Source organism: Serinicoccus profundi, assembly GCF_008001015.1.
In the GTDB taxonomy this organism is placed as follows: Bacteria; Actinomycetota; Actinomycetes; order Actinomycetales; family Dermatophilaceae; genus Ornithinicoccus; species Ornithinicoccus profundi.
Genome location: NZ_CP042862.1, coordinates 2,121,734 through 2,140,314 on the forward strand (window position 1 = coordinate 2,121,734; position 18,581 = coordinate 2,140,314).

Annotated in this window: 21 protein-coding genes; 5 read left to right on the plus strand and 16 right to left on the minus strand. The window is 72.6% G+C overall.

Annotated elements, in window-relative coordinates:
- Nucleotides 1-3: 3 nt before the first annotated feature.
- Genes FA582_RS09765 through pyrH form a run of 5 tightly spaced genes read right to left on the minus strand, consistent with a single transcriptional unit; the run spans nt 4 to nt 3,828 of the window.
- On the minus strand, nt 4-276 hold the full coding sequence (locus tag FA582_RS09765; RefSeq protein WP_010147664.1) for a hypothetical protein: 273 nt from the start codon (nt 274-276) through the stop codon (nt 4-6).
- Nucleotides 277-321: 45 nt separating this feature from the next.
- Entirely contained in the window at nt 322-1,488 is a 1,167-nt protein-coding gene (gene rlmN, locus FA582_RS09770; protein ID WP_010147665.1) for a dual-specificity RNA methyltransferase RlmN, read from the minus strand.
- A 23-nt stretch (nt 1,489-1,511) separates the two neighbouring features.
- A complete protein-coding gene (locus tag FA582_RS09775) occupies nt 1,512-2,405 on the minus strand; it encodes a phosphatidate cytidylyltransferase (protein ID WP_010147666.1) in 894 nt (297 codons plus the stop codon).
- Between the two features lie 28 nt (nt 2,406-2,433).
- Nucleotides 2,434-3,000 carry a ribosome recycling factor gene (gene frr / locus FA582_RS09780; RefSeq protein WP_010147667.1) on the minus strand — a complete coding sequence of 189 codons (567 nt, stop codon included), beginning with the start codon at nt 2,998-3,000 and terminating at the stop codon, nt 2,434-2,436.
- Between the two features lie 54 nt (nt 3,001-3,054).
- Nucleotides 3,055-3,828 (minus strand): UMP kinase, encoded by a 774-nt coding sequence (gene pyrH / locus FA582_RS09785; protein ID WP_010147668.1) that lies wholly within the window; start codon nt 3,826-3,828, stop codon nt 3,055-3,057.
- A gap of 190 nt (nt 3,829-4,018) precedes the next feature.
- Here pyrH and FA582_RS09790 point away from each other — a divergent pair, with 190 nt between their 5' ends.
- The gene (locus FA582_RS09790; protein ID WP_010147669.1) at nt 4,019-4,831 is read left to right on the plus strand and encodes an aminoglycoside phosphotransferase; all 813 of its coding nucleotides are present in this window, start codon (nt 4,019-4,021) and stop codon (nt 4,829-4,831) included.
- 140 nt (nt 4,832-4,971) lie between these two features.
- Here the strand turns inward: FA582_RS09790 and tsf are convergent, their stop codons facing one another.
- Both tsf and rpsB read right to left on the minus strand, forming a co-directional pair.
- A complete protein-coding gene (tsf, locus tag FA582_RS09795) occupies nt 4,972-5,799 on the minus strand; it encodes a translation elongation factor Ts (RefSeq protein ID WP_010147671.1) in 828 nt (275 codons plus the stop codon).
- Nucleotides 5,800-5,834: 35 nt separating this feature from the next.
- Nucleotides 5,835-6,764: a 30S ribosomal protein S2 gene (rpsB, locus tag FA582_RS09800; protein WP_010147672.1), complete on the minus strand. Its 930-nt coding sequence runs from the start codon at nt 6,762-6,764 to the stop codon at nt 5,835-5,837.
- A gap of 261 nt (nt 6,765-7,025) precedes the next feature.
- On the opposite strand from rpsB, the gene FA582_RS09805 reads away from it, so the two are divergent.
- Genes FA582_RS09805 through FA582_RS09815 form a run of 3 tightly spaced genes read left to right on the plus strand, consistent with a single transcriptional unit; the run spans nt 7,026 to nt 9,721 of the window.
- Nucleotides 7,026-8,189, plus strand: coding sequence for a pyridoxal phosphate-dependent aminotransferase (locus tag FA582_RS09805; RefSeq protein WP_010147673.1), 1,164 nt, complete (start codon nt 7,026-7,028; stop codon nt 8,187-8,189).
- 12 nt (nt 8,190-8,201) lie between these two features.
- On the plus strand, nt 8,202-8,771 hold the full coding sequence (locus FA582_RS09810) for an RDD family protein (protein ID WP_010147674.1): 570 nt from the start codon (nt 8,202-8,204) through the stop codon (nt 8,769-8,771).
- Nucleotides 8,768-9,721 carry a tyrosine recombinase XerC gene (locus FA582_RS09815; protein ID WP_010147675.1) on the plus strand — a complete coding sequence of 318 codons (954 nt, stop codon included), beginning with the start codon at nt 8,768-8,770 and terminating at the stop codon, nt 9,719-9,721. Before FA582_RS09810 ends, FA582_RS09815 begins: the two co-directional genes overlap by 4 nt.
- Nucleotides 9,722-9,725: 4 nt before the next feature.
- Here FA582_RS09815 and chrA read toward each other — a convergent pair whose 3' ends face one another.
- The 9 genes from chrA to rplS form a co-directional block, all read right to left on the minus strand.
- A complete protein-coding gene (chrA, locus tag FA582_RS09820; protein ID WP_010147676.1) occupies nt 9,726-11,093 on the minus strand; it encodes a chromate efflux transporter in 1,368 nt (455 codons plus the stop codon).
- 141 nt (nt 11,094-11,234) lie between these two features.
- The gene (locus tag FA582_RS09825) at nt 11,235-11,894 is read right to left on the minus strand and encodes a M23 family metallopeptidase (protein ID WP_010147677.1); all 660 of its coding nucleotides are present in this window, start codon (nt 11,892-11,894) and stop codon (nt 11,235-11,237) included.
- A complete protein-coding gene (dprA, locus tag FA582_RS09830) occupies nt 11,891-13,030 on the minus strand; it encodes a DNA-processing protein DprA (RefSeq protein WP_010147678.1) in 1,140 nt (379 codons plus the stop codon). Before dprA ends, FA582_RS09825 begins: the two co-directional genes overlap by 4 nt.
- Entirely contained in the window at nt 13,027-14,556 is a 1,530-nt protein-coding gene (locus tag FA582_RS09835; protein ID WP_147899806.1) for a YifB family Mg chelatase-like AAA ATPase, read from the minus strand. Before FA582_RS09835 ends, dprA begins: the two co-directional genes overlap by 4 nt.
- Entirely contained in the window at nt 14,556-14,954 is a 399-nt protein-coding gene (locus tag FA582_RS09840) for a YraN family protein (protein ID WP_010147681.1), read from the minus strand. The genes FA582_RS09835 and FA582_RS09840 overlap by 1 nt, the downstream gene beginning before the upstream one ends.
- Nucleotides 14,955-15,063: 109 nt before the next feature.
- Nucleotides 15,064-15,384: a DUF2469 domain-containing protein gene (locus FA582_RS09845; RefSeq protein ID WP_010147682.1), complete on the minus strand. Its 321-nt coding sequence runs from the start codon at nt 15,382-15,384 to the stop codon at nt 15,064-15,066.
- On the minus strand, nt 15,381-16,058 hold the full coding sequence (locus FA582_RS09850; RefSeq protein ID WP_010147683.1) for a ribonuclease HII: 678 nt from the start codon (nt 16,056-16,058) through the stop codon (nt 15,381-15,383). The genes FA582_RS09845 and FA582_RS09850 overlap by 4 nt, the downstream gene beginning before the upstream one ends.
- Nucleotides 16,059-16,102: 44 nt before the next feature.
- The gene (gene lepB, locus FA582_RS09855) at nt 16,103-16,852 is read right to left on the minus strand and encodes a signal peptidase I (protein WP_010147684.1); all 750 of its coding nucleotides are present in this window, start codon (nt 16,850-16,852) and stop codon (nt 16,103-16,105) included.
- Between the two features lie 121 nt (nt 16,853-16,973).
- Nucleotides 16,974-17,363: a 50S ribosomal protein L19 gene (gene rplS / locus FA582_RS09860; protein WP_033228927.1), complete on the minus strand. Its 390-nt coding sequence runs from the start codon at nt 17,361-17,363 to the stop codon at nt 16,974-16,976.
- A gap of 282 nt (nt 17,364-17,645) precedes the next feature.
- Between rplS and serB the strand changes: the two genes are divergently transcribed.
- Nucleotides 17,646-18,533: a phosphoserine phosphatase SerB gene (gene serB, locus FA582_RS09865; protein ID WP_029540851.1), complete on the plus strand. Its 888-nt coding sequence runs from the start codon at nt 17,646-17,648 to the stop codon at nt 18,531-18,533.
- The last annotated feature ends 48 nt before the right edge of the window (nt 18,534-18,581 follow it).

The following is an 18,581-nucleotide window of genomic DNA, read 5'->3' on the forward strand; positions in this document are numbered from 1 at the left end:
GGTCTAGCTCACCTCCAGCGCGGGGATCCGCGCGGGAGTGCTGGCCAGCTCGGCCCGCAGCGCGGCAGTAGTGGCCTGTGCCCCGCGCACGAGGTCCCGGCGCGCCTCCTCCAGGCCCTCCTCGAACGGTCTGGCGGCCGAGGACACCCAGGCCCCGGCGCCCAGCGCGTCACGGGCCGGGGAGAGCACCCCGTCGAGGCTCGCCTCGAGCGTCTCCGCCCGCTCCAGCAGCTGGCGCAGCTCGGCCTTGCGTGGGTTGGCCCTGTCGTCCGGCATCGTTGGACCCCCTCGTCATCGATGCCCGACAGCCTACCCCCGCGCTCAGACCGTCGCCGCGAGCTGGCCGCAGGCGCCGTCGATGTCCGACCCACGGGTGTCGCGCACGGTCGTGGGGATGCCGTGCGCCAGCAGCCGTTCGACGAACTGCTGCTCCACGCCACGGCGGGACGCGGTCCACTTGCTGCCCGGCGTCGGGTTGAGCGGGATGGGGTTGACGTGCACCCAGCCTCGACCGCGGGCGTTGAGCTTGTCACCGAGCAGGTCGGCCCGCCACGCCTGGTCGTTGATGTCGCGGATGAGGGCATACTCGATCGAGACCCGGCGCCCCGTGGCGTCGAAGTAGCGTCGCGCCGCGTCGAGGGCCTCATCGACCTTCCACCGGGTGTTGATCGGCACGAGCTCGTCGCGCAGCTCGTCGTCCGGCGCGTGCAAGGACAGCGCCAACGTCATGGGTATGCCCTCTCCCGCGAGCTTGTCGATGGCCGGCGCGAGTCCCACCGTCGACATCGTGACCCCGCGGGCCGACATCCCCAGGCCGTGGGGCGAGGGGTCGACGAGGCGGCGGACGGCCGCCAGGGACGCCTTGTAGTTGGCCAGGGCCTCCCCCATGCCCATGAAGACGACATTGCTCACCCGCAGCTGGTCGGCGGCCTCCCCCGCGTCCTCACCGCCGGTCAGTTCCCCGTGCCGCAGCGCCCGCGCCGCGGCTACCACCTGCTCGACGATCTCCGCGGTGGACAGGTTGCGGGTCAACCCGGCCTGGCCGGTGGCGCAGAAGGGGCAGTTCATGCCGCAGCCGGCCTGGCTGGAGATGCACATGGTGACCCGGCCGGGGTAGCGCATGAGCACTGACTCGACCATGGCCCCGTCGTGGAGCCGGTGCACCTGCTTGAGCGTGGCGCCGTCGTCGGCCGACAGGGTGCGCACCGGGGTCAGCAGCGGCGGCAGCAGGCCCTCGACCAGCTCCTGGCGCCCGGCCTTGGGCAGGTCGGTCATCTGCTCGGGGTCGGTGACGAGGCGCTCGAAGTAGTGCCGGCTGACCTGGTCGGCGCGGAAGCCGGGGATGCCCAGCTCGCTCGCCCACTCCTTGCGGCCCTCGAGGTCGTGGTCGGCCAGGTGCGTGGGGGCCTTGCCCCGGCGGGGGGCCCGGAAGGTCAGCTGGCCGGGGACGGGACGGTCGGCGGTCGGGGTGGGGAGTTCGGTCGTCATGGCCCCTCCAGTGTCTCAGGGATTCAGACGAGCAGGTGCAGCAGCGCCCAGCAGACAGGGGCGGTCACGACCAGGGAGTCCAACCGGTCCATCACCCCGCCGTGGCCGGGCAGGATGCTGCCCATGTCCTTGATGCCGAGATCCCGCTTGAGCGCCGACTCGGCGAGGTCGCCCACCGTGGCGAAGGCTGCGGCGAGCGCGCCCACGAGCAGCCCCGCCCACCAGGCGCCGTCCAGCAGCACCCCGACACAGATCGCCCCGACGATGGCGCTGGTGGCCACCGACCCCGCGAACCCCTCCCACGACTTCTTCGGGGAGAGCGAGGGCGACATGGGGGTACGCCCGCGCAGGACGCCGACGGCATACCCCCCGGTGTCGGAGGCGACGGTGACGAGGATGAAGGTGATGATGCGCCCCACCCCGTCGGGCTGGGCGACCATGAGCGAGGCGATCGAGGCGAGCAGCGGGACGTAGGCGACGATGAAGACGCCGCCGGCGACGTCGCGCACGGCGTCCTGCTGGGCCCCCACGCTGCGCCAGAGCAGGACCAGGGCCGCCGCCGCGGCGAAGCCGGCCGCCAGGGCGTCGGCCCCTGCGTAGTAGGCGAGCGGGATGAGCCCCACCGAGGCGAGGACCGGCAGCCGGGGCGGGTCCACGCGTCCGCTGCGCAGCGCCTGGTCCAGCTCCCAGACCCCGACGAGGGCGGCCGCCGTCACGAGGTAGACGAAGGCCGGCTTCCAGAAGACGAGGCTGGCCAGGATGACCAGCACCAGCCCGACGCCCACCCCGATCGCGGCCGGCAGGTTGCGTCCCGCGCGGGGCGTCCGAGCCTGCTGCGCCGACCGCCGGGCGGCCCTGGCGGCGCGGCGGGTGGAGATCTCCGGCGTCACGGGCGCCGGAGCGCTCGGCTCGGTCATCGGGTCGATCCCCCTCGTGCTGAGCTGCTCAGACCTCGAGCAGCTCGGCCTCCTTGTGCTTGAGGATGTCGTCGACGACGTCGACGTGGCGCTTGGTCAGCGCCTCCAGCTCCTTCTCGCCGCGCGAGCCGTCGTCCTCACCGATCTCGCCGTCCTTGACGGCCTTGTCGATGACGTCCTTGGCGTGCCGCCGGACGTGCCGGACGGTCACCTTGGCGTCCTCGCCCTTGGAGTGGGCCAGCTTGATGTACTCGCGGCGGCGCTCCTCGGTCAGCTGCGGCATGACGATGCGGATGGCGTTGCCGTCGTTGCTCGGGTTGGCGCCGAGGTCGGCCTCGCGCAGGGCCTTCTCGATGTCCTTCATCGCGCTCTTGTCGTAGGGCGTGATGAGGACGGTGCGGGCGTCCTGGATGCCGAAGCTGGCGAGCTGCTGCAGCGGGGTCGGGGCACCGTAGTAGTCGACCTCCAGCTTGCTGAACATGCCGGGGTGCGCTCGACCGGTGCGGATGGAGGCCATGTCCTCGCGCGCCACCTCCAGCGCCTTCTCCATCTTCTCCTCGGCCTCCATGAGGGCCATCTCGACGACCTCGGACATCGTGGTGCTCCTTGCGTGTATGTCGTGCTGCGGCTGATCCGTGCGGTGCGGCGGTCAGCCCGCCGTCACGAGTGTCCCGATCCTCTCACCCTTGATCGCGCGGGTGATGGAGTCCTCGCCGTCCATCCCGAAGACGAGCATCGGCAACGCGTTGTCCATGCAGAGGCTGAAGGCGGCGGCGTCCACGACGCGCAGGTTGCCGGTGAGCGCGTCGGAGAAGGTGAGCTCGTCGAGCTTGCGTGCCTGGTCGTCGGTGCGGGGGTCGGCGGTGTAGACGCCGTCCACACCGTGCTTGCTCATGAGGACCTGGTCGCACTTGATCTCCAGCGCCCGCTGGGCCGAGACGGTGTCGGTGGAGAAGTACGGCATACCGGCGCCGGCGCCGAAGATGACCACCCGGCCCTTCTCCAGGTGGCGGATCGCGCGGCGGGGGATGTAGGGCTCGGCGACCTGTCCCATGGTGATGGCGGTCTGCACGCGGGTGTCGACGCCCTCCTTCTCCAGGAAGTCCTGGAGGGCCAGGCAGTTCATCACCGTGCCGAGCATGCCCATGTAGTCGGCCCGGGCCCGCTCCATCCCCCGCTGCTGCAGCTCGGCGCCGCGGAAGAAGTTGCCACCCCCGATGACCACCGCGATCTGGACCCCCGTCCGGTGCGCCTCGGCGATCTGTCGGGCGATCCCCTTGACGACGTCGGGGTCGACGCCGACGTGGCCGCCGCCGAAGGCCTCGCCGGAGAGCTTGAGGAGCACGCGGCGGGCCGTCCGCGTGGGCTCGGGGTGGGCCTCCTGGGTCGTCGAGGTCTGCTGCGCAGGCGCCGTCGTGGTCATAGGGGTCCTCCTGGGATCGAGGCGAGGCGGTCGCTCGATCCTGCCACACGCCCGGGGGTCCGGCGATCCACCCCGCCCCCCGCAGGACCGACCACGGGATAGCACGAGCTGCATCGGGAAGTTTGCCGATGGAGGTCGTGCTAGGCCGTGGTCACTCCCGGGAGGGCGGGTGGGGCTGGGAGGATGAGGTATGCCCTCACCGCCGTCAGCCGTCCTCGAGGCGTTCGGGCTGGTGGACATCCCCGTGGCGCTGCCCGGTGGACAGGGCGACAGCTGGTTGGCCGGCGGCACCGTCCTCAAACCCGGGGCGGACCCCCGGGCGCAGGAGTGGGTCGGGACCGAGCTCGCGCGGGTGCCGCAGCGGGGGTTCCGCCTGGCCCCGGCGCTGCCCGCCCGCGACGGCCGGTGGACCGTCGAGGGCTGGTCGGCCACCGGTCACGTCGACGGCATGGGCACCGAGGAGCGGCCAGGAGACCCGGACTGGGCGGCAGTCCTGGCGGCCGGTCGGGCCCTCCACCGGGCGATGCGCCACCTTCCCCGCCCGGAGTGGCTCAGGGTGCGTGACGACCCGTGGGCCCGGGCCGACGCCGCCGCCTGGGGCGAGGCCGACCTGCCCGTCGCCAGCGGGTTCCAGCCCCTGGCGGCACGGCTGAGACGTGCTCTGGACCCTGGGGCGCCGTCAGGGACGGCGCAGCTGGTCCACCTCGACCTCACCGGCAACGTCCTGCTCGACCCTCCGCGGCCACCTGCCGTCATCGACCTCTCGCTGGCGTGGCGTCCACCGGCCTATGCCGAGGGGGTGGTCCTCGCCGACGCGCTCTGCTGGCACGACGGCCGACCCGAGCTGGTCGAGCGACTCGACGTCCCCCGCGACGCGGTCGTGCGCGCGCTGCTGTTCCGGGTGCTGGTGCTCACGCCGCTCGGCGAGGGGCGCTGGACCCACGCCGAGGTCGAGGAGCAGGTGTGGCGGCATACCCGTGCAGCGGAGCAGCTCGGCCTCTGACCCCCACCGGATCATCTCCGGCCCGACGGCGACGGGTCCCCGCCACCGCGACGCACCGCCCCGTCGACACGGCGACCCCCGGGTATGACGAAGGCCGGGCCCCACGGGGACCCGGCCTCCGGCTGGTGCTCAGGTGGGCGTCAGACGCCGACCTTGAAGCGGGCGAAGCCGGTCACCTGGGCGCCGGCCTCCTCGGCGACCTTGGCGATCGTCTTCTTGTTGTCCTTGGCGAACGGCTGGTCCAGCAGGACGTTCTCCTTGAAGTAGCCGTTGACCCGGCCCTCGACGATCTTGGGCAGCGCCTGCTCGGGCTTGCCCTCCTCGCGAGCGGTCTCCTCGGCGATGCGGCGCTCGTTCTCGACCGTCTCGGCGTCGATCTCCTCGCGGGTCAGGACCGAGGGCGAGAAGGCCGCGACGTGCATCGCGATGTCACGCGCGGTCTGCTCGTCACCACCGGAGGTGGCCACGAGGACACCGATCTGCGGGGGCAGGTCGGGCATCGTCTTGTGCAGGTAGGACACGACCTGGTCGCCGGTGACGCGGGCGACCCGACGCACCTCGATCTTCTCGCCGATGGTGGCGTTGGCGTCGTCGAGCATCTCCTTGACGGTCTGACCGTCGAGGTCGGAGGCCAGGAGCTGCTCGGCGTCCGCGGCCTCCACGGCCACGGCCTGGGCGAGGACGCGGTCGGCCAGCTCGCCGAACTTCGGGCCCTTGGCGACGAAGTCGGTCTCGCAGTTGACCTCGACGAGGGTGCCGACGCCTCCGTCGACCTGGGCCCGGACGAGACCGTTGGTCGCCGAGCGACCCTCACGCTTGGTCACGCCCTTGAGGCCCTTGACCCGGAGGATCTCGGTGGCCTTGGCGGTGTCGCCGTCAGCCTCGTCGAGGGCCTTCTTGACGTCCATCATCCCGGCGCCGGTGGACTCGCGCAGCGCCTTGATGTCAGCGGCGGTGTAGTTCGCCATGAGTGCTTGCTTGCTCCTTCGTAGGGGGATGTGGGTCAGGACTGGGTGGCCGGCGCGTCGGCGTCGGTGCCCTCGGCGGCGGCGGTCTCGGTCGACTCCTCGGCGGCGGCCTCCTCGGCAGCCTGCTCCGGCGCCTCGGTGGACTCCGCGGTCTCGGTGGCTGCGGTGTCGGCCGGGGCGGCCTCCTCGGAGCCGGCGAGCAGCTCGCGCTCCCACTCGGCCATCGGCTCGTTGGCGGCGGCCTCCTCATCACCGGCGGTCTCGCTGCCGCCGCCGGAGCGGGACATGAGGCCGTCGGCCACGGCGTCGGCGACCACGCGGGTCAGGAGGGTGACGGAGCGGATGGCGTCGTCGTTGCCCGGGATCTTGTAGTCGACCTCGTCGGGGTCGCAGTTGGTGTCGAGGATCGCGATGACCGGCAAGCCGAGCTTGCGGGCCTCGGTGACGGCCAGGTGCTCCTTCTTGGTGTCGACGACCCAGATGGCCGAGGGCACCTTCTGCATGTCGCGGATGCCGCCCAGCGTCTTGGCGAGCTTCTCGTACTCGCGACGCATCATGAGGAGCTCCTTCTTCGTGTGACCGCTGCCGGCCACGTCGTCGAAGTCGATCTCCTCGAGCTCCTTCATGCGCGTGAGGCGCTTGGAGACGGTCTGGAAGTTGGTGAGCATGCCGCCCAGCCAGCGGTGGTTGACGTAGGGCATCCCGACCCGCGTCGCCTGCTCGGCGATGGACTCCTGGGCCTGCTTCTTGGTCCCGACGAACATGATCGACCCGCCGTGCGCGACGGTCTGCTTGACGAAGTCGTAGGCCTCGTTGAGGTAGGTCAGCGACTGCTGCAGGTCGATGATGTAGATGCCGTTGCGCTCGGTCATGATGAAGCGCTTCATCTTGGGGTTCCAGCGACGGGTCTGGTGCCCGAAGTGGACGCCGCTCTCCAGGAGCTGGCGCATGGTGACGACGGCCATGCCGTGTCTCGCTTTCTTCTCGTTGGCAGTTGTGTCCTGGCCCGGGGACGCCTCCCACCCGCAGACCGTGGTGACACGGGGCTGCGGGACCGCGGGGTGCGCCACCGGTCACGAGCCACCGACCATAGAGGTCGGCGGTGTGGGCCGGTCGCGCCCGGGCGCGAATTCGCGCGTCCTACCCGCCCGAGGGCAGGAGGGGACGCACGTAGGGCCCATGGTACGGCAGCGGGGCGCGTTGTTCCGAATCGTTACGGTGGGGCGATGAGCAGCCCCCTCGTGCAGCGACTCCAGCCCTTCGGCACCAGCGTCTTCGCCGAGATGACCCAGCGCGCCCTGCAGTTCGACGCGGTGAACCTCGGGCAGGGCTTCCCGGACACCGACGGACCCCAGGAGATGCGTGACATCGCGGCGCAGGGGCTGCGCGAGGGACTCAACCAGTATGCCCCCGCCCGCGGTCTCCCGGCGCTGCGCGAGGCGGTCGCGGCGCACCAGGACCGGTGGTACGGCATACCTCTGGATCCGCAGACGCAGGTGCTGGTCACCGTCGGCGCGACCGAGGCGATCGCGGCCTCCCTCATCGCCCTCGTCGAGCCCGGTGAGGAGGTCCTGCTCATCGAGCCGTCCTACGACTCCTACGGCGCCGCCGTGGCGATGGCCGGTGGTGTGCGGCGCACGGTTCAGCTCACCTTCCCCGACCTGGAGCTCGACCTCGAAGAGCTGCGGGCGGCGGTCACCGGGCGGACGCGCGTGCTGGTGCTCAACACGCCGCACAACCCCACGGGCAAGGTCTTCACCCGCGCCGAGCTCGAGGGCATCGCCGCGATCGCACGCGAGCACGACCTCGTCGTCCTCTCCGACGAGGTCTACGAGCATCTGGTCTTCGACGGGCTGCAGCACACGCCCATCGCGACGCTGCCGGGCATGGCAGAGCGCACCCTGACGATCTCGTCCGTGGGCAAGACCTTCTCCCTCACCGGGTGGAAGACCGGGTGGGTGAGCGGGCCGCCGGAGCTCGTCGATGCCGTGGCGGCGGTGAAGCAGTTCCTCACCTTCGTGGGGGTCACCCACGTGCAGCCAGCCGTCGCGCACGGGTTGGGGATGCCGGACGCGTTCTTCACCGGCTTCGCCCACCAGCTGCAGGACAAGCGGGACCTGCTCGTCGCGGCCCTCGGTGAGGTCGGCGTGCCGGTCAGCCCGTGCCAGGGCAGCTACTTCGTCATCGCCGACCTGGCCGGCCACGGGGTCGAGGACGCCGTCGACTTCTGCCGCCGCATGCCCGAGGAGCTCGGCCTGGTGGGGGTGCCGGTGTCGGTGTTCTGCGACGACCCTGCGCCGGTGCGCAGCCTGGTGCGCTTCGCCTTCTGCAAGCAGGACGAGGTGCTGCGCGAGGCGGCGCGCCGCCTGCATCGCCTGGCCCCGGCCTGACAGGCTCGAGGTATGCCGCCTGCCCCCCCGACCAGCGCGCGCGCCTCGTGGCGCCCCTCGCCCCGGGTGAGGGTCGGGTCGTGGCTGGGCGACTGGGCGGTGGTGGGTGCGTGGCTGGGCGTGCTGGCCGTCGCCGGGCTGGTGCTCGCGCCGGCCCTCGGGATCCCCACGGCCTTCGAGGTCACGCCGACCTCGCTCCTGGCCTCCGATGTCGTCATCACGGTGCTCACCGTGCTCCCCTACGTGTGCTACCTCGCCCTCACCGAGTCCTCGCCACGGCACGCCACCCTGGGGAAGCGGTGGGCCGGGCTCGCGGTCGCGGGCGTCGACGGTGGGGCACCGGCCGCCTCGGCGCTCTGGCTCCGCAACATCGTCAAGGCGCTGCCCTGGCAGCTGGGGCACCTCGGTGCGAGCCGGGGGATCCTCGAGGTCCAGCAGGGCCTGGGCCTGCTGCTGGTCGTGCTGTCCCTCGCGCTCGCCGCGGCGTGCGCGGGCCCGGCGCTCATCGGTGGACGCGGCATCCACGACCGCGCCGCCGGCACCCGGGTGCAGCGCGCCACGGCGGACGGTTGGTCGCCGTGAGCGGCCGGGCCGGTGCGGGACGGGCCGAGGCGGCGGCGCCGGAGGTGCTCGACGAGGAGTGGATGGCGGGCTTCGCCCGGCACCTGGAGGTCGAGAAGGGACGCTCGGCCCATACCGTCCGCGCTTATCTGTCCGACCTGCGCGCCCTCGACGCCTTCCTCGCCACGCGGGGGGTCGACGGCCCGGCGGCCGTGCGGCTCACCGACCTCCGCGCCTGGTTGGCGGGGCTGGGCAGCGACGGCGCGGCCCGCTCCAGCGTGTCGCGCCGTGCCGCGTCGGCCAAGACGTTCTTCCGCTGGGCGCAGCGCACCGGTCGCCTCACCTCCGACCCCTCCCTCCGCCTGCTCGCGCCCGGCAAGGACGCGCACCTTCCTGGGGTGCTGCGAGCCCCTCAGGCCGGCGCCCTCATGGACCTCGCGGCCGTCGCGGCGGACGACGAGGACCCGGTGCACGTCCGCAACCGGGCGATGCTCGAGCTGCTCTACGCCTCGGGGATGCGGGTGGGCGAGCTGACCGGGCTCGACGTGGACGACCTCGACCTGCAGCAGGGGACCGCCCGGGTGCTCGGCAAGGGTGACAAGGAGCGGATCGTGCCCTTCGGCGCCCCCGCCGCCGAGGCGACGACGGCCTGGCTGGCCTCCGGCCGACCGCGGTTGGTGACCGTCGAATCGGGACCAGCCCTCTTCCTCGGGCGGCGCGGGCGACGGGTGGACCAGCGGCAGGTGCGTTCGAGCCTGCAGGACCTCCTCGCCCACCTGCCCGACACCCCCGCGATGGGACCGCACGGCCTCCGGCACAGCGCCGCCACCCACCTGCTGGAGGGCGGGGCCGATCTGCGGACGGTGCAGGAGCTGCTCGGTCACGCGAGCCTGGCGACCACCCAGATCTACACCCATGTGTCGGTCGAGCGGTTGCGCTCGGCCTACCAGCAGGCCCACCCCCGCGCCTGACGCGCTACACCAGTCGGGATCCGAGCTCGATGAGCAGGCTCGCCAGCGCGCAGGCGCCGAGGGTGCGTAGCACGCTCCAGCTGCGCGGGAAGATGAGGTAGACCGCGAGCGCCGTGATCGCGACCGCGACAAGGTCGACGGTGTCCAGGACGGGCAGGTCGAGGGATATCGGCCCCCAGGAGACCTCAGCGGTGCTGTCGAACAACGTGTGGGTGGCGAAGTAGAGCGCGAGGCTCGCGATGACCCCGACCACGGCAGCGGTGATGCCGGTGAGCGAGGCGGCCAGCACCCTGTTGTCGCGCAGGCGCTCGACGTAGGGGGCGCCCAGGAGGATGAACAGGAAGCACGGCACGAAGGTCACCCAGGTGGTGATGAGCGCGCCGGTGAGGGCCCCCACCCAGGGGCTGAGCAGGCCCGGATCCCGGTATGCCCCGAGGAAGGCGACGAACTGCACCACCATGATGAGCGGGCCCGGGGTGCTCTCGGCGAGCGCGAGTCCGCGGACCATCTCCCCCGGGGCGAGCCACCCGTAGACGGTGACCGCCTCCTGGGCGACGTAGGCCAGGACGGCGTAGGCGCCCCCGAAGGTGACCAGTGCGGCGCCGGAGAAGAAGAGTCCCTGGTCGACGTAGACGCTGTCGCGACCGAGGAGGGCCGCTGCCGCGACGACGGGGGCGGCCCACAGGACCATCCCCGTCACGAGGATGAAAAGGGTCCGTCGCGGTGAGCGGTGCTCGGAGTGGAGGTCGGAGTCGCTGATGAGCGGGGTGGGACCGTCGACCTGCGCGCCCTTCGTGGGGGCGGCGAAGTCCGGGTAGGCCCGACCGAGGAACCATCCCGCGACGGCGGCCACCGCGATGACCGCGGGGAAGGGGGCGGCGAACGCCGTCAGCGCCACGAACGAGCCGAGGGCGATGACGACCAGCGCCGGGTGGTGCAGTCCCCGTCGAGCGACCCGGATGACCGCCTGGACCACGATCGCGATGACGGCGGCACCGAGCCCGAGGAACAGCGCCTCGATCCACGGGGCGTCGCCGTAGGCGATGTAGATGGCTGAGAGCGCCAGCAGGGCCACCACCCCCGGGAGCACGAAGAGCGTGCCGGCGATGAGCGCGCCCTTGGCCCCGTTGAGCAGCCAGCCGATGTAGGTCGCCAGCTGCTGGGCCTCGGGACCGGGGAGAAGGGTGCAGAAGGAGAGAGCGAAGAGGAAGCGCTGCTGGCTGATCCAACGCAACTCGTCGACGAGCATGCGTTGCATGACCGCGATCTGGCCCGCGGGGCCACCGAAGGTCTGCAGGGAGATGGCGAACCAGGCCCGGGTGGCGTCTCGCAGGGGAACGACGTCGCGACCCGAGGCCGCCGGCGGCGTCATCGGACAGGGCCCGTCACGTCGCCGGGGTGAGGTGTCATCACGGCTGCAGTGTAGGGAGTCCGCACCGGGCCCGACCTGTCTCGAGTCGACGCCTCCTGGCCGCCCGGGAGCCTGCGTCGCGGGGAAGTCCCGAGCCTCGTCTCACCCGCCGATCGGCAGCAAGGTGAGGTCCACCTCCAGCAGGAGGGGTGTCGGGTCGACGTAGGTGTCGCGTCCGCGGATCGCCCCCAGGTGCAGGCAGTCGCGGGTCAGGCAGTGCCCTCCGGAGTCCAGGGACCCGAGACGATCGCCCCGGGCCACCCGGTCACCTCGACCCACCCGGTCGGCGATCGGTTGATAGGTGCTGCGCAGGCCGTCGGGATGCGTCACGCTGACGACGCCGACCCCCGCCACCACGCCGCTGTAGGTGACCACCCCGGCCTCCGTGGACAGCACCGGCTCCCCCACCACGCCGACGACGTCGATGCCACGGTGCCCGGCGCCCCATCGCTGCTCCGGTGGGTCGAACCCGCGGGCGACCTCCGGCACCCCGGCCAGCGGCCAGCCCCAGTGGGTGGCGCGCTCCCGGTCCGTGACGGCCGGCTCGCGGATCCCGAGCACCTCCGAGGAACGCAGACCCGAGAGAGCGGGCGAGGCGGGAGGATCGGTCGGCGGGGCGGCGCCCCCGCCACCCTCGGCGGCCGTCGCGGACAGCAGGGGTGACGGGTCATCTGCTGCCCCGTCACCGACGGTCGCGCCGGCCAGCCCGGCCGATCCCGGGACGAGCGCGACGAGCAGCGCCAGGAGCACCGTCGCCCTCATCGGGTCGGCTCCACCCTGCTCGACGCCGCGACCCGCAGGGGTCGCCGCTGCCAGCCGTCCAGCAGCTCCTCGGCCAGCCCGTCCTGCTCCAGCGCGCGCAGCGCGGCCAGCGTCTCCCGGAGCGTGAGCCCGCACCGCACCATGACCTCATCGACCGGGCAGGAGGAGCGTGGTCGCAACCACTGCCAGACCCGGCGCAGGTCGTCGGTGAGGCGGTCCTCGGCCCGGGCCATCCCCTGCTTGACCGGAGCGAGGTCGTCGCCGATCCGACCCACGAGCTCGGCGACCTCGGCACCGTCGGTGACCAGCTCGGCCCCCATCCGGATCTCTGCGTGGCACCCCTGGGACATGAGGCTCTCCACCGAGCCGGGGACGGCCATGACCGGTCGCCCGAGCTCCCGCGCGTGCTTGACCGTCGACCGCGCACCCGAGCGCAGCCCGGCCTCGACGACGACCGTCCCGCGGGCGAGGCCTGCGATGATCCGGTTGCGGGCCAGGAAACGCATTCGGGCCGGGGCCCCACCCGGAGGAGTCTCGCTGACCAGCGCGCCCGTCCGGCGGATCCGGTCGATGAGCTCGGCATTGGCGCGGGGATAGGCGACGTCCACGCCCCCGGCGAGCACGGCGATGGTCGACCCGTCGACCGAGAGGGTGGCACGGTGCGCCGCGGCGTCGATCCCGAAGGCCGCGCCCGAGACGACGGTGAAACCCCGTCCCACGAGGTCGACGCACAGGCCCGCAGCGACGTGGTCGCCATACGCGGTGCTCGCCCGGGCGCCCACGACGGCGACGCTGCGCTCGGCGAGCTCGCGGACGTCACCGGGTCCGGTGAGCCACAGGCACCACGGCGGCTGCTCCAGCTCGTCGAGACCCTCGGGCCATCCCGCGTCGCCGGGGATGAGGATCCGGGCGCCGAGCCGGCGGGCGATGTGGGCCTCGTCCAGCGAGGTCGCCCGTTCGACCCGAGCCGCGAGCCGACCCAGGTCGACCCCGTCCGGGGTGCGGCCATCACGCACGGCATACCCGACGACGTCCTCGACCCCATGCTCGGCGACGACGCGCTGCACGCGCTCGTCGTAGGGCTCGGCCAGCCGAGAGAGCAGGAGGCGTGCGTGGCGCTCGTCGGTGACCCTCATGCGACCTTCACCCCGCTCGGGGTCCGCAGGTCGAGCGCGAGGGTCACGTCGTCCAGGGCGGGATGCTGCGCCCCGCGCAGGTCGGCGAGGGTCCAGGCGACGCGCAGGGCCCGGTCCAGCCCGCGCAGTGTGAGGGCACCACGGTCCATGGCCCGCTCGAGGGGCCGGCGCTCGGCCGCGCCCAACCTCCAGGGCTCCTCCCGCAGGACCGCCCCGGGCACCTCGCTGTTGAGGCGGAAGGGCAGGTCGCGCCAGCGCTCCCGCTGACGTTCACGGGCCTGCAGCACCCGGGACGCGACGACCGCGGACGGCTCCCCCGGTGGCAGCGCGAGGTCACCCCGGGTGACCGCGCTCACGGCGAGCTTGAGGTCGACGCGGTCCAGGAGGGGCCCGGACAGGCGTCCGAGGTAGCCGGTGCGCCGGAAGGGTGGGCAGATGCACTGCCCACTCGCGCTGCCGCACGGGCAGGGGTTGGCCGCGAGGACGAGCTGAAAGCGCGCCGGCAGGCGCACGTGACGATCGGCGCGCGCGATGAGCACCTCACCGGACTCCAGCGGCTGGCGCAGGCCGTCGAGGACGTCGCGGCGGAACTCCGGTGCCTCGTCCAGGAAGAGCACGCCTCGGTGGGCCCGGGACACCGCACCCGGGTGGATGAGTCGGGAACCGCCCCCGATGACCGCCGCCGTGGAGGCCGTGTGGTGCGGCGCGACGAAGGGCGGTCGGGTGAGGAGCCGGTCGTCGGCCGCGAGGGCGCCGAGGACCGAGTGGATGCCGGTGACCGCGAGTGCCTCGTCGGCGCTGAGCTCGGGCAGGATGCCGGGCAGCCGCTCGGCGAGCATCGTCTTGCCGGCCCCCGGCGGCCCGACGAGCAGCAGGTGGTGCCCGCCGGCGGCCGCGATCTCCAGGGCCTGGCGGGCCACGGCCTGACCGACCACGTCACCGAGGTCGGGCATCCGCACGGGCAGCGAGGGGGTGGAGGCCGGCATCTGCAGCTCCAGCACCTCGCCCTGCGCGCGAGCGAGGTAGAACGCTCGCACGTCGGCCAGGGTGCGGACCGGGTGCACGCGCGTGCCCGAGACCAGGGCGGCCTCGCGGGCGGCGTCGGCCGCCACGAGCACCTCCGCCACTCCACCGGCCGCGGCGGCCAGGGTCATGGGGAGCACCCCGGGCACCGGGCGCACGTCCCCGGCCAGGCCGACCTCCCCGATGTGGCCGACGCCGGCCACGGTCGCGGGCGGCACGTGCCCCTCCGCGGCCATCATCGCCACGGCGATGGCGAGGTCGAGGCCGCTGCCGGTCTTGGGCACGCCCGCCGGTGAGAGGTTGATCGTCCAGCGCCGGGGCGGCAACGGCATCCCGCAGTTGCGCAGCGCCGGTCGCACACGGTCCGGCGCCTGCCGACAGGCGTTGTCGGCCAGCCCCGTCATCACCGTCGCAGGCAGTCCGTCGGCACCCTGGGCCTCCACGGTGACCAGGCGCCCCTCCACCCCGCTCAGGGTGACGGCATGGGTCCGCGCCAGCGCCATCAGGCCACCGCCCGCAGGTGGGTGAGCCGCGGCGGGGCGTCCGGAGGGCTCAGCAGCCCGAAGACGTCGATCCGGAAGGTCGCGCCGCGCTGCCCGTGCTCCTCCAGCCAGGCCCAGGCCAGCCGCCGGAGGCGGTGCGCCTTGTCCGGGCCCACCGCCTCGACCGGCTCACCGAAGCGCGTGGACCGTCTCGTCTTGACCTCGCAGAAGACGAGCTCACGTCCGTCGTGGGCCACCACGTCGAGCTCACCGTGCGGGCAGCGCCAGTTGCGTTCCAGCACGGTCCACCCCAGCGCCTCCACGTGGGCGCAGACGAGATCCTCCCCCCGGTCGCCGACCGCGCGGGCCGTGACCCACGGCATACCCCCGTCGTCCATCTCCCCCTCCTCCTCGGCCACCGTCGATGGCGGCCACCCCCAGCCAACGACGCGACTGCCGCGACGACAAGGGGCTCCCCGCTCTCTGTGGAGGAGTGGGGTGGAGGGTCAGGGGGTGTGGACGAGCGGCTCAGCTGCCGTCGGTGAGGCCCTTGACGTCGAGGTCGGACTTGGCCAGCTCCTCGACGTTGACGTCCTTGAAGGTGATGACCCGGGCCTTCTTGACGAAGCGTGCGGGGCGGTAGACGTCCCAGACCCAGGCGTCGGTGAGGGTCACCTCGAACCACGTCTCACCGTCACCGGTGCGCACCTGCACGTCGACCTCGTTGGCGAGGTAGAACCGCCTCTCGGTCTCCACCACATGGGTGAAGAGCCCCACCACGTCGCGGTACTCGCGGTAGAGCGCGAGCTCGGCGTCGGTCTCGTACTTCTCCAGGTCCTCTGCGCTCACTGGGGCACTCCTTCCTCGGGCACCACGACGGTACCCGCCGCGGCGATGTTCCAGCTGCGCCGGTGCCACTCGCTCGGCCCCAGCCGCCGCAGCGCCTCCTGGTGCTCGGGCGCGGCGTAGCCCTTGTTGTGCTCCCACAGATAGGGGGTATGACGTGGCTCGGCCGACGCCTGCACCATGAGTCCGTCGCGCTCGACCTTGGCGAGGACCGAGGCCGCGGCGACCGAGGAACAGCGCAGGTCGGCCTTGATCATCGTCCGCACGGGCGGCGGCTGGGACCCCTCGAGCAGGCCCAGGAGCCCCACGCGGGTGGGGTCGGTCAGCCAGTCGTGGTTGCCGTCGAGCAGGACGAGGTCGGGGCGGGTGTCGCCGAGCTGGGCCAGGGCGCGCTCACCGGCGAGCCGCAGCGCGGCCATGATGCCGACCGCGTCGATCTCCTCGGGCCAGGCGTGCCCGACGCCGTGCGCCAGGGCCCACCGCTTGATGCGGGGCACCAGGCGCTCCCGCGCGGCGGGCGTGAGGAGCTTGGAGTCCTTGACCCCCTGCGGGGCGGTGCGGCAGGAGATGCCGATCGCCACGACGCCCACGCTGACCGGCCCGGCCAGTGCACCACGCCCCACCTCGTCCATCCCGACGAGCACGGCATACCCCTCACGCTGCAGGGTGCGCTCCACCCGCAGGCTGGGTCGCCCCGTCGTTGGGCGCGGTGTCGCCGTGCTCACGGGGCGGCCGGCACGTCGGTGAAGGTGTCCGGGACCGAGAACCAGTCGAAGTGGTCGAAGGGGTAGATGAGGACCACGGCCTGCCCGACGACGTCGTCCAGCGGCACCGAGCCCTCCTGGCCGGTGCCGTCGTCGTTGGCCCGGGAGTCGCGGGAGTTGGACCGGTGGTCGCCCATGAGCCAGATGTGGTCCTCCGGCACGGTGATGGCGAAGTCGGTGGTGCTGGGGTCGTCGCCCGGGAAGAGGTAGTCCTCCTCCAGGGGCTCGCCGTTGACCAGGAGCCGTCCCTGCTCGTCGCAGCACTCGACAGTGTCTCCCGGGAGGCCGATGACCCGCTTGATGAGGTGGTTGCCCTGGGACGACGGGGCCACGCCGACGAACTCCAGCCCGCGCAGCGCGGCGTTGATCACCGGTCCGCGGTCGGCCCGCTGCACCGGCGGCAGCCAGCCGCCAGGGTCCTCGAAGACGACGACGTCACCGCGGTCCACCGACCAGGCCCCGGCCTGGATCTTGCTCACCATGACCCGGTCGCCGTAGACGAGGGTGTTCTCCATGCTCCCCGAGGGGATCCAGAACGCCTGCGCGAGGAAGGTCTTGATGAGGAAGGAGATGACCAGCGCGGTCGCGGCGATCGCGGCGACCTCCTTGACCCCTGCCCAGAAGCCGCCGCTGCGGGCGGGCTGCTCGACCGGCTCCGGCGGGTGCTCGTCAGAGGAACTGCCCCTCTCCCGGGTGGGTTCGGTCACCGGTTGCCGTCCTGTCGTGCGGGGTATGTGGCCACGCCGACCCTAACGCGGGTGGCTGGGAACAGACCGATCCCCCGCCGGGTGGGCCGGGCGGGGGATCGTCGTGGAAGGTCGGTCGGGCTCAGGCCTGGTCCGCGGTCTTCGCGGCGGCCCCGGCGGCGGGGACGTTGTCGCGGCGCTCGCGAATCTTGGCGGCCTTGCCGCGCAGGTCGCGCAGGTAGTAGAGCTTGGCGCGGCGCACGTCGCCGCGGCTCACGACCTCGATCTTCTCGATGTTCGGGGAGTGCAGCGGGAAGGTGCGCTCCACGCCGACGCCGAAGGACACCTTGCGGACGGTGTAGGTCTCGCCGAGGCCCCCACCGTGACGACGGATGACCACGCCCTTGAAGACCTGGACACGGGAGCGGTTGCCCTCGATGACCTTGACGTGGACGTTGACCGTGTCACCGGCGCGGAAGTCGGGGATGTCGCTGCGGAGGCTGGCGGCGTCGAGATCGTCAAGCTTGTGCATGGTGTTCTCCTGCTCGTGGATGCCACAGGTCACCCGCGGCGTGTCGGGCCCCTGGTCCGCGGGTGGGCGGCCGGGGCACAGTCGTCGTGGTGTCGTCTCCGGTGAGGCACCACCCGCACGCTCCCCCTGTGGCAGGGGCACGGGATGATCGGCGCTGACGCCGGGACGCAAGGATCCAGTCTGCCAGAGGACGCGCACACCCTCCAAGTCGGCAGGGACGTCCCTTCCGTCGTCACACCCCGCACCGTAGGGCCGGATCCACGCAGGTCGGCGGCACCTAGCATGAGCCTCGTGCCTGTGCTGACCCTGCTGAGCGATCCGAGCGCCCGAGACCTCACCGAGGCGGCCCCGACGGAGGTGGCCGGCACGTCGGCGGCAGGCACACCTCGGTGGTTGCGGCCCGGGTCGGCGGTCGAGGTCCCGGTAGCGGAGGATCTGCTGCTCGCCGAGGACCTCTGGGCGGCCTGGCAGGCCCGCGGCGTGGACCTCGTGCTCCAGCCCGAGGGGCCCCGTCGACGCCGCGTGCTCCTCGCGGACATGGACTCCACGATGATCCAGCAGGAGTGCATCGACGAGCTCGCGGCCCAGGCCGGGGTCGGCGCGCAGGTCGCGTCCATCACGGCCCGGGCGATGAACGGTGAGCTGGACTTCGAGGCCGCGCTGGCCGAGCGGGTCGGGCTGCTGCGTGGCCTGCCCGTCGGGGTGGTCGATGAGGTCCTGGCCGAGCGGATCACGCTCACGCCGGGTGGCCCCGAGCTCCTGGCCACGATGGCGGCCGCGGGAGGCTACGCCGCGCTCGTCTCCGGCGGGTTCACCCTCTTCACCGAGGTCATCGCTGCCCGGCTGCGTTTCGACGAGCACCGGGCCAACACCCTCGAGGTCGCGGACGGCGCGTTCACCGGGCACGTCGTGCCGCCCGTGGTCGGCCAGGACGCCAAGCTGGCCGCGCTGCGCGAGATCACCGCCAGGCTCGGCCTCGGTGCCGACGACGTCGTCGCGGTCGGTGACGGGGCCAACGACCTGCCGATGCTGCAGGCGGCCGGGCTCGGGGTGGCGCTGCACGCCAAGCCGGCGGTCGCAGCCGGGGCCCGGGTGCGGGTCAACCACGGAGACCTCACCGCAGCGCTCTACCTCCAGGGATATGCCGAGGACGAGTTCGTCCGTCCCTGACCCCTGGCAGGACCGAGCATCTCGCGGCCCGTCGCCCAGGGCCCTCTG

Coding starts and splice junctions, on each gene's coding strand:
- FA582_RS09765 (WP_010147664.1), bottom strand. CDS start 276: ATGCCGGACGACAGGGCCAACCCACGCAAGGCCGAGCTGCGCCAGCTG.
- rlmN (WP_010147665.1), bottom strand. CDS start 1,488: ATGACGACCGAACTCCCCACCCCGACCGCCGACCGTCCCGTCCCCGGC.
- FA582_RS09775 (WP_010147666.1), bottom strand. CDS start 2,405: ATGACCGAGCCGAGCGCTCCGGCGCCCGTGACGCCGGAGATCTCCACC.
- frr (WP_010147667.1), bottom strand. CDS start 3,000: ATGTCCGAGGTCGTCGAGATGGCCCTCATGGAGGCCGAGGAGAAGATG.
- pyrH (WP_010147668.1), bottom strand. CDS start 3,828: ATGACCACGACGGCGCCTGCGCAGCAGACCTCGACGACCCAGGAGGCC.
- FA582_RS09790 (WP_010147669.1), top strand. CDS start 4,019: ATGCCCTCACCGCCGTCAGCCGTCCTCGAGGCGTTCGGGCTGGTGGAC.
- tsf (WP_010147671.1), bottom strand. CDS start 5,799: ATGGCGAACTACACCGCCGCTGACATCAAGGCGCTGCGCGAGTCCACC.
- rpsB (WP_010147672.1), bottom strand. CDS start 6,764: ATGGCCGTCGTCACCATGCGCCAGCTCCTGGAGAGCGGCGTCCACTTC.
- FA582_RS09805 (WP_010147673.1), top strand. CDS start 7,026: ATGAGCAGCCCCCTCGTGCAGCGACTCCAGCCCTTCGGCACCAGCGTC.
- FA582_RS09810 (WP_010147674.1), top strand. CDS start 8,202: ATGCCGCCTGCCCCCCCGACCAGCGCGCGCGCCTCGTGGCGCCCCTCG.
- chrA (WP_010147676.1), bottom strand. CDS start 11,093: ATGACGCCGCCGGCGGCCTCGGGTCGCGACGTCGTTCCCCTGCGAGAC.
- FA582_RS09825 (WP_010147677.1), bottom strand. CDS start 11,894: ATGAGGGCGACGGTGCTCCTGGCGCTGCTCGTCGCGCTCGTCCCGGGA.
- dprA (WP_010147678.1), bottom strand. CDS start 13,030: ATGAGGGTCACCGACGAGCGCCACGCACGCCTCCTGCTCTCTCGGCTG.
- FA582_RS09835 (WP_147899806.1), bottom strand. CDS start 14,556: ATGGCGCTGGCGCGGACCCATGCCGTCACCCTGAGCGGGGTGGAGGGG.
- rplS (WP_033228927.1), bottom strand. CDS start 17,363: ATGCACAAGCTTGACGATCTCGACGCCGCCAGCCTCCGCAGCGACATC.
- serB (WP_029540851.1), top strand. CDS start 17,646: ATGAGCCTCGTGCCTGTGCTGACCCTGCTGAGCGATCCGAGCGCCCGA.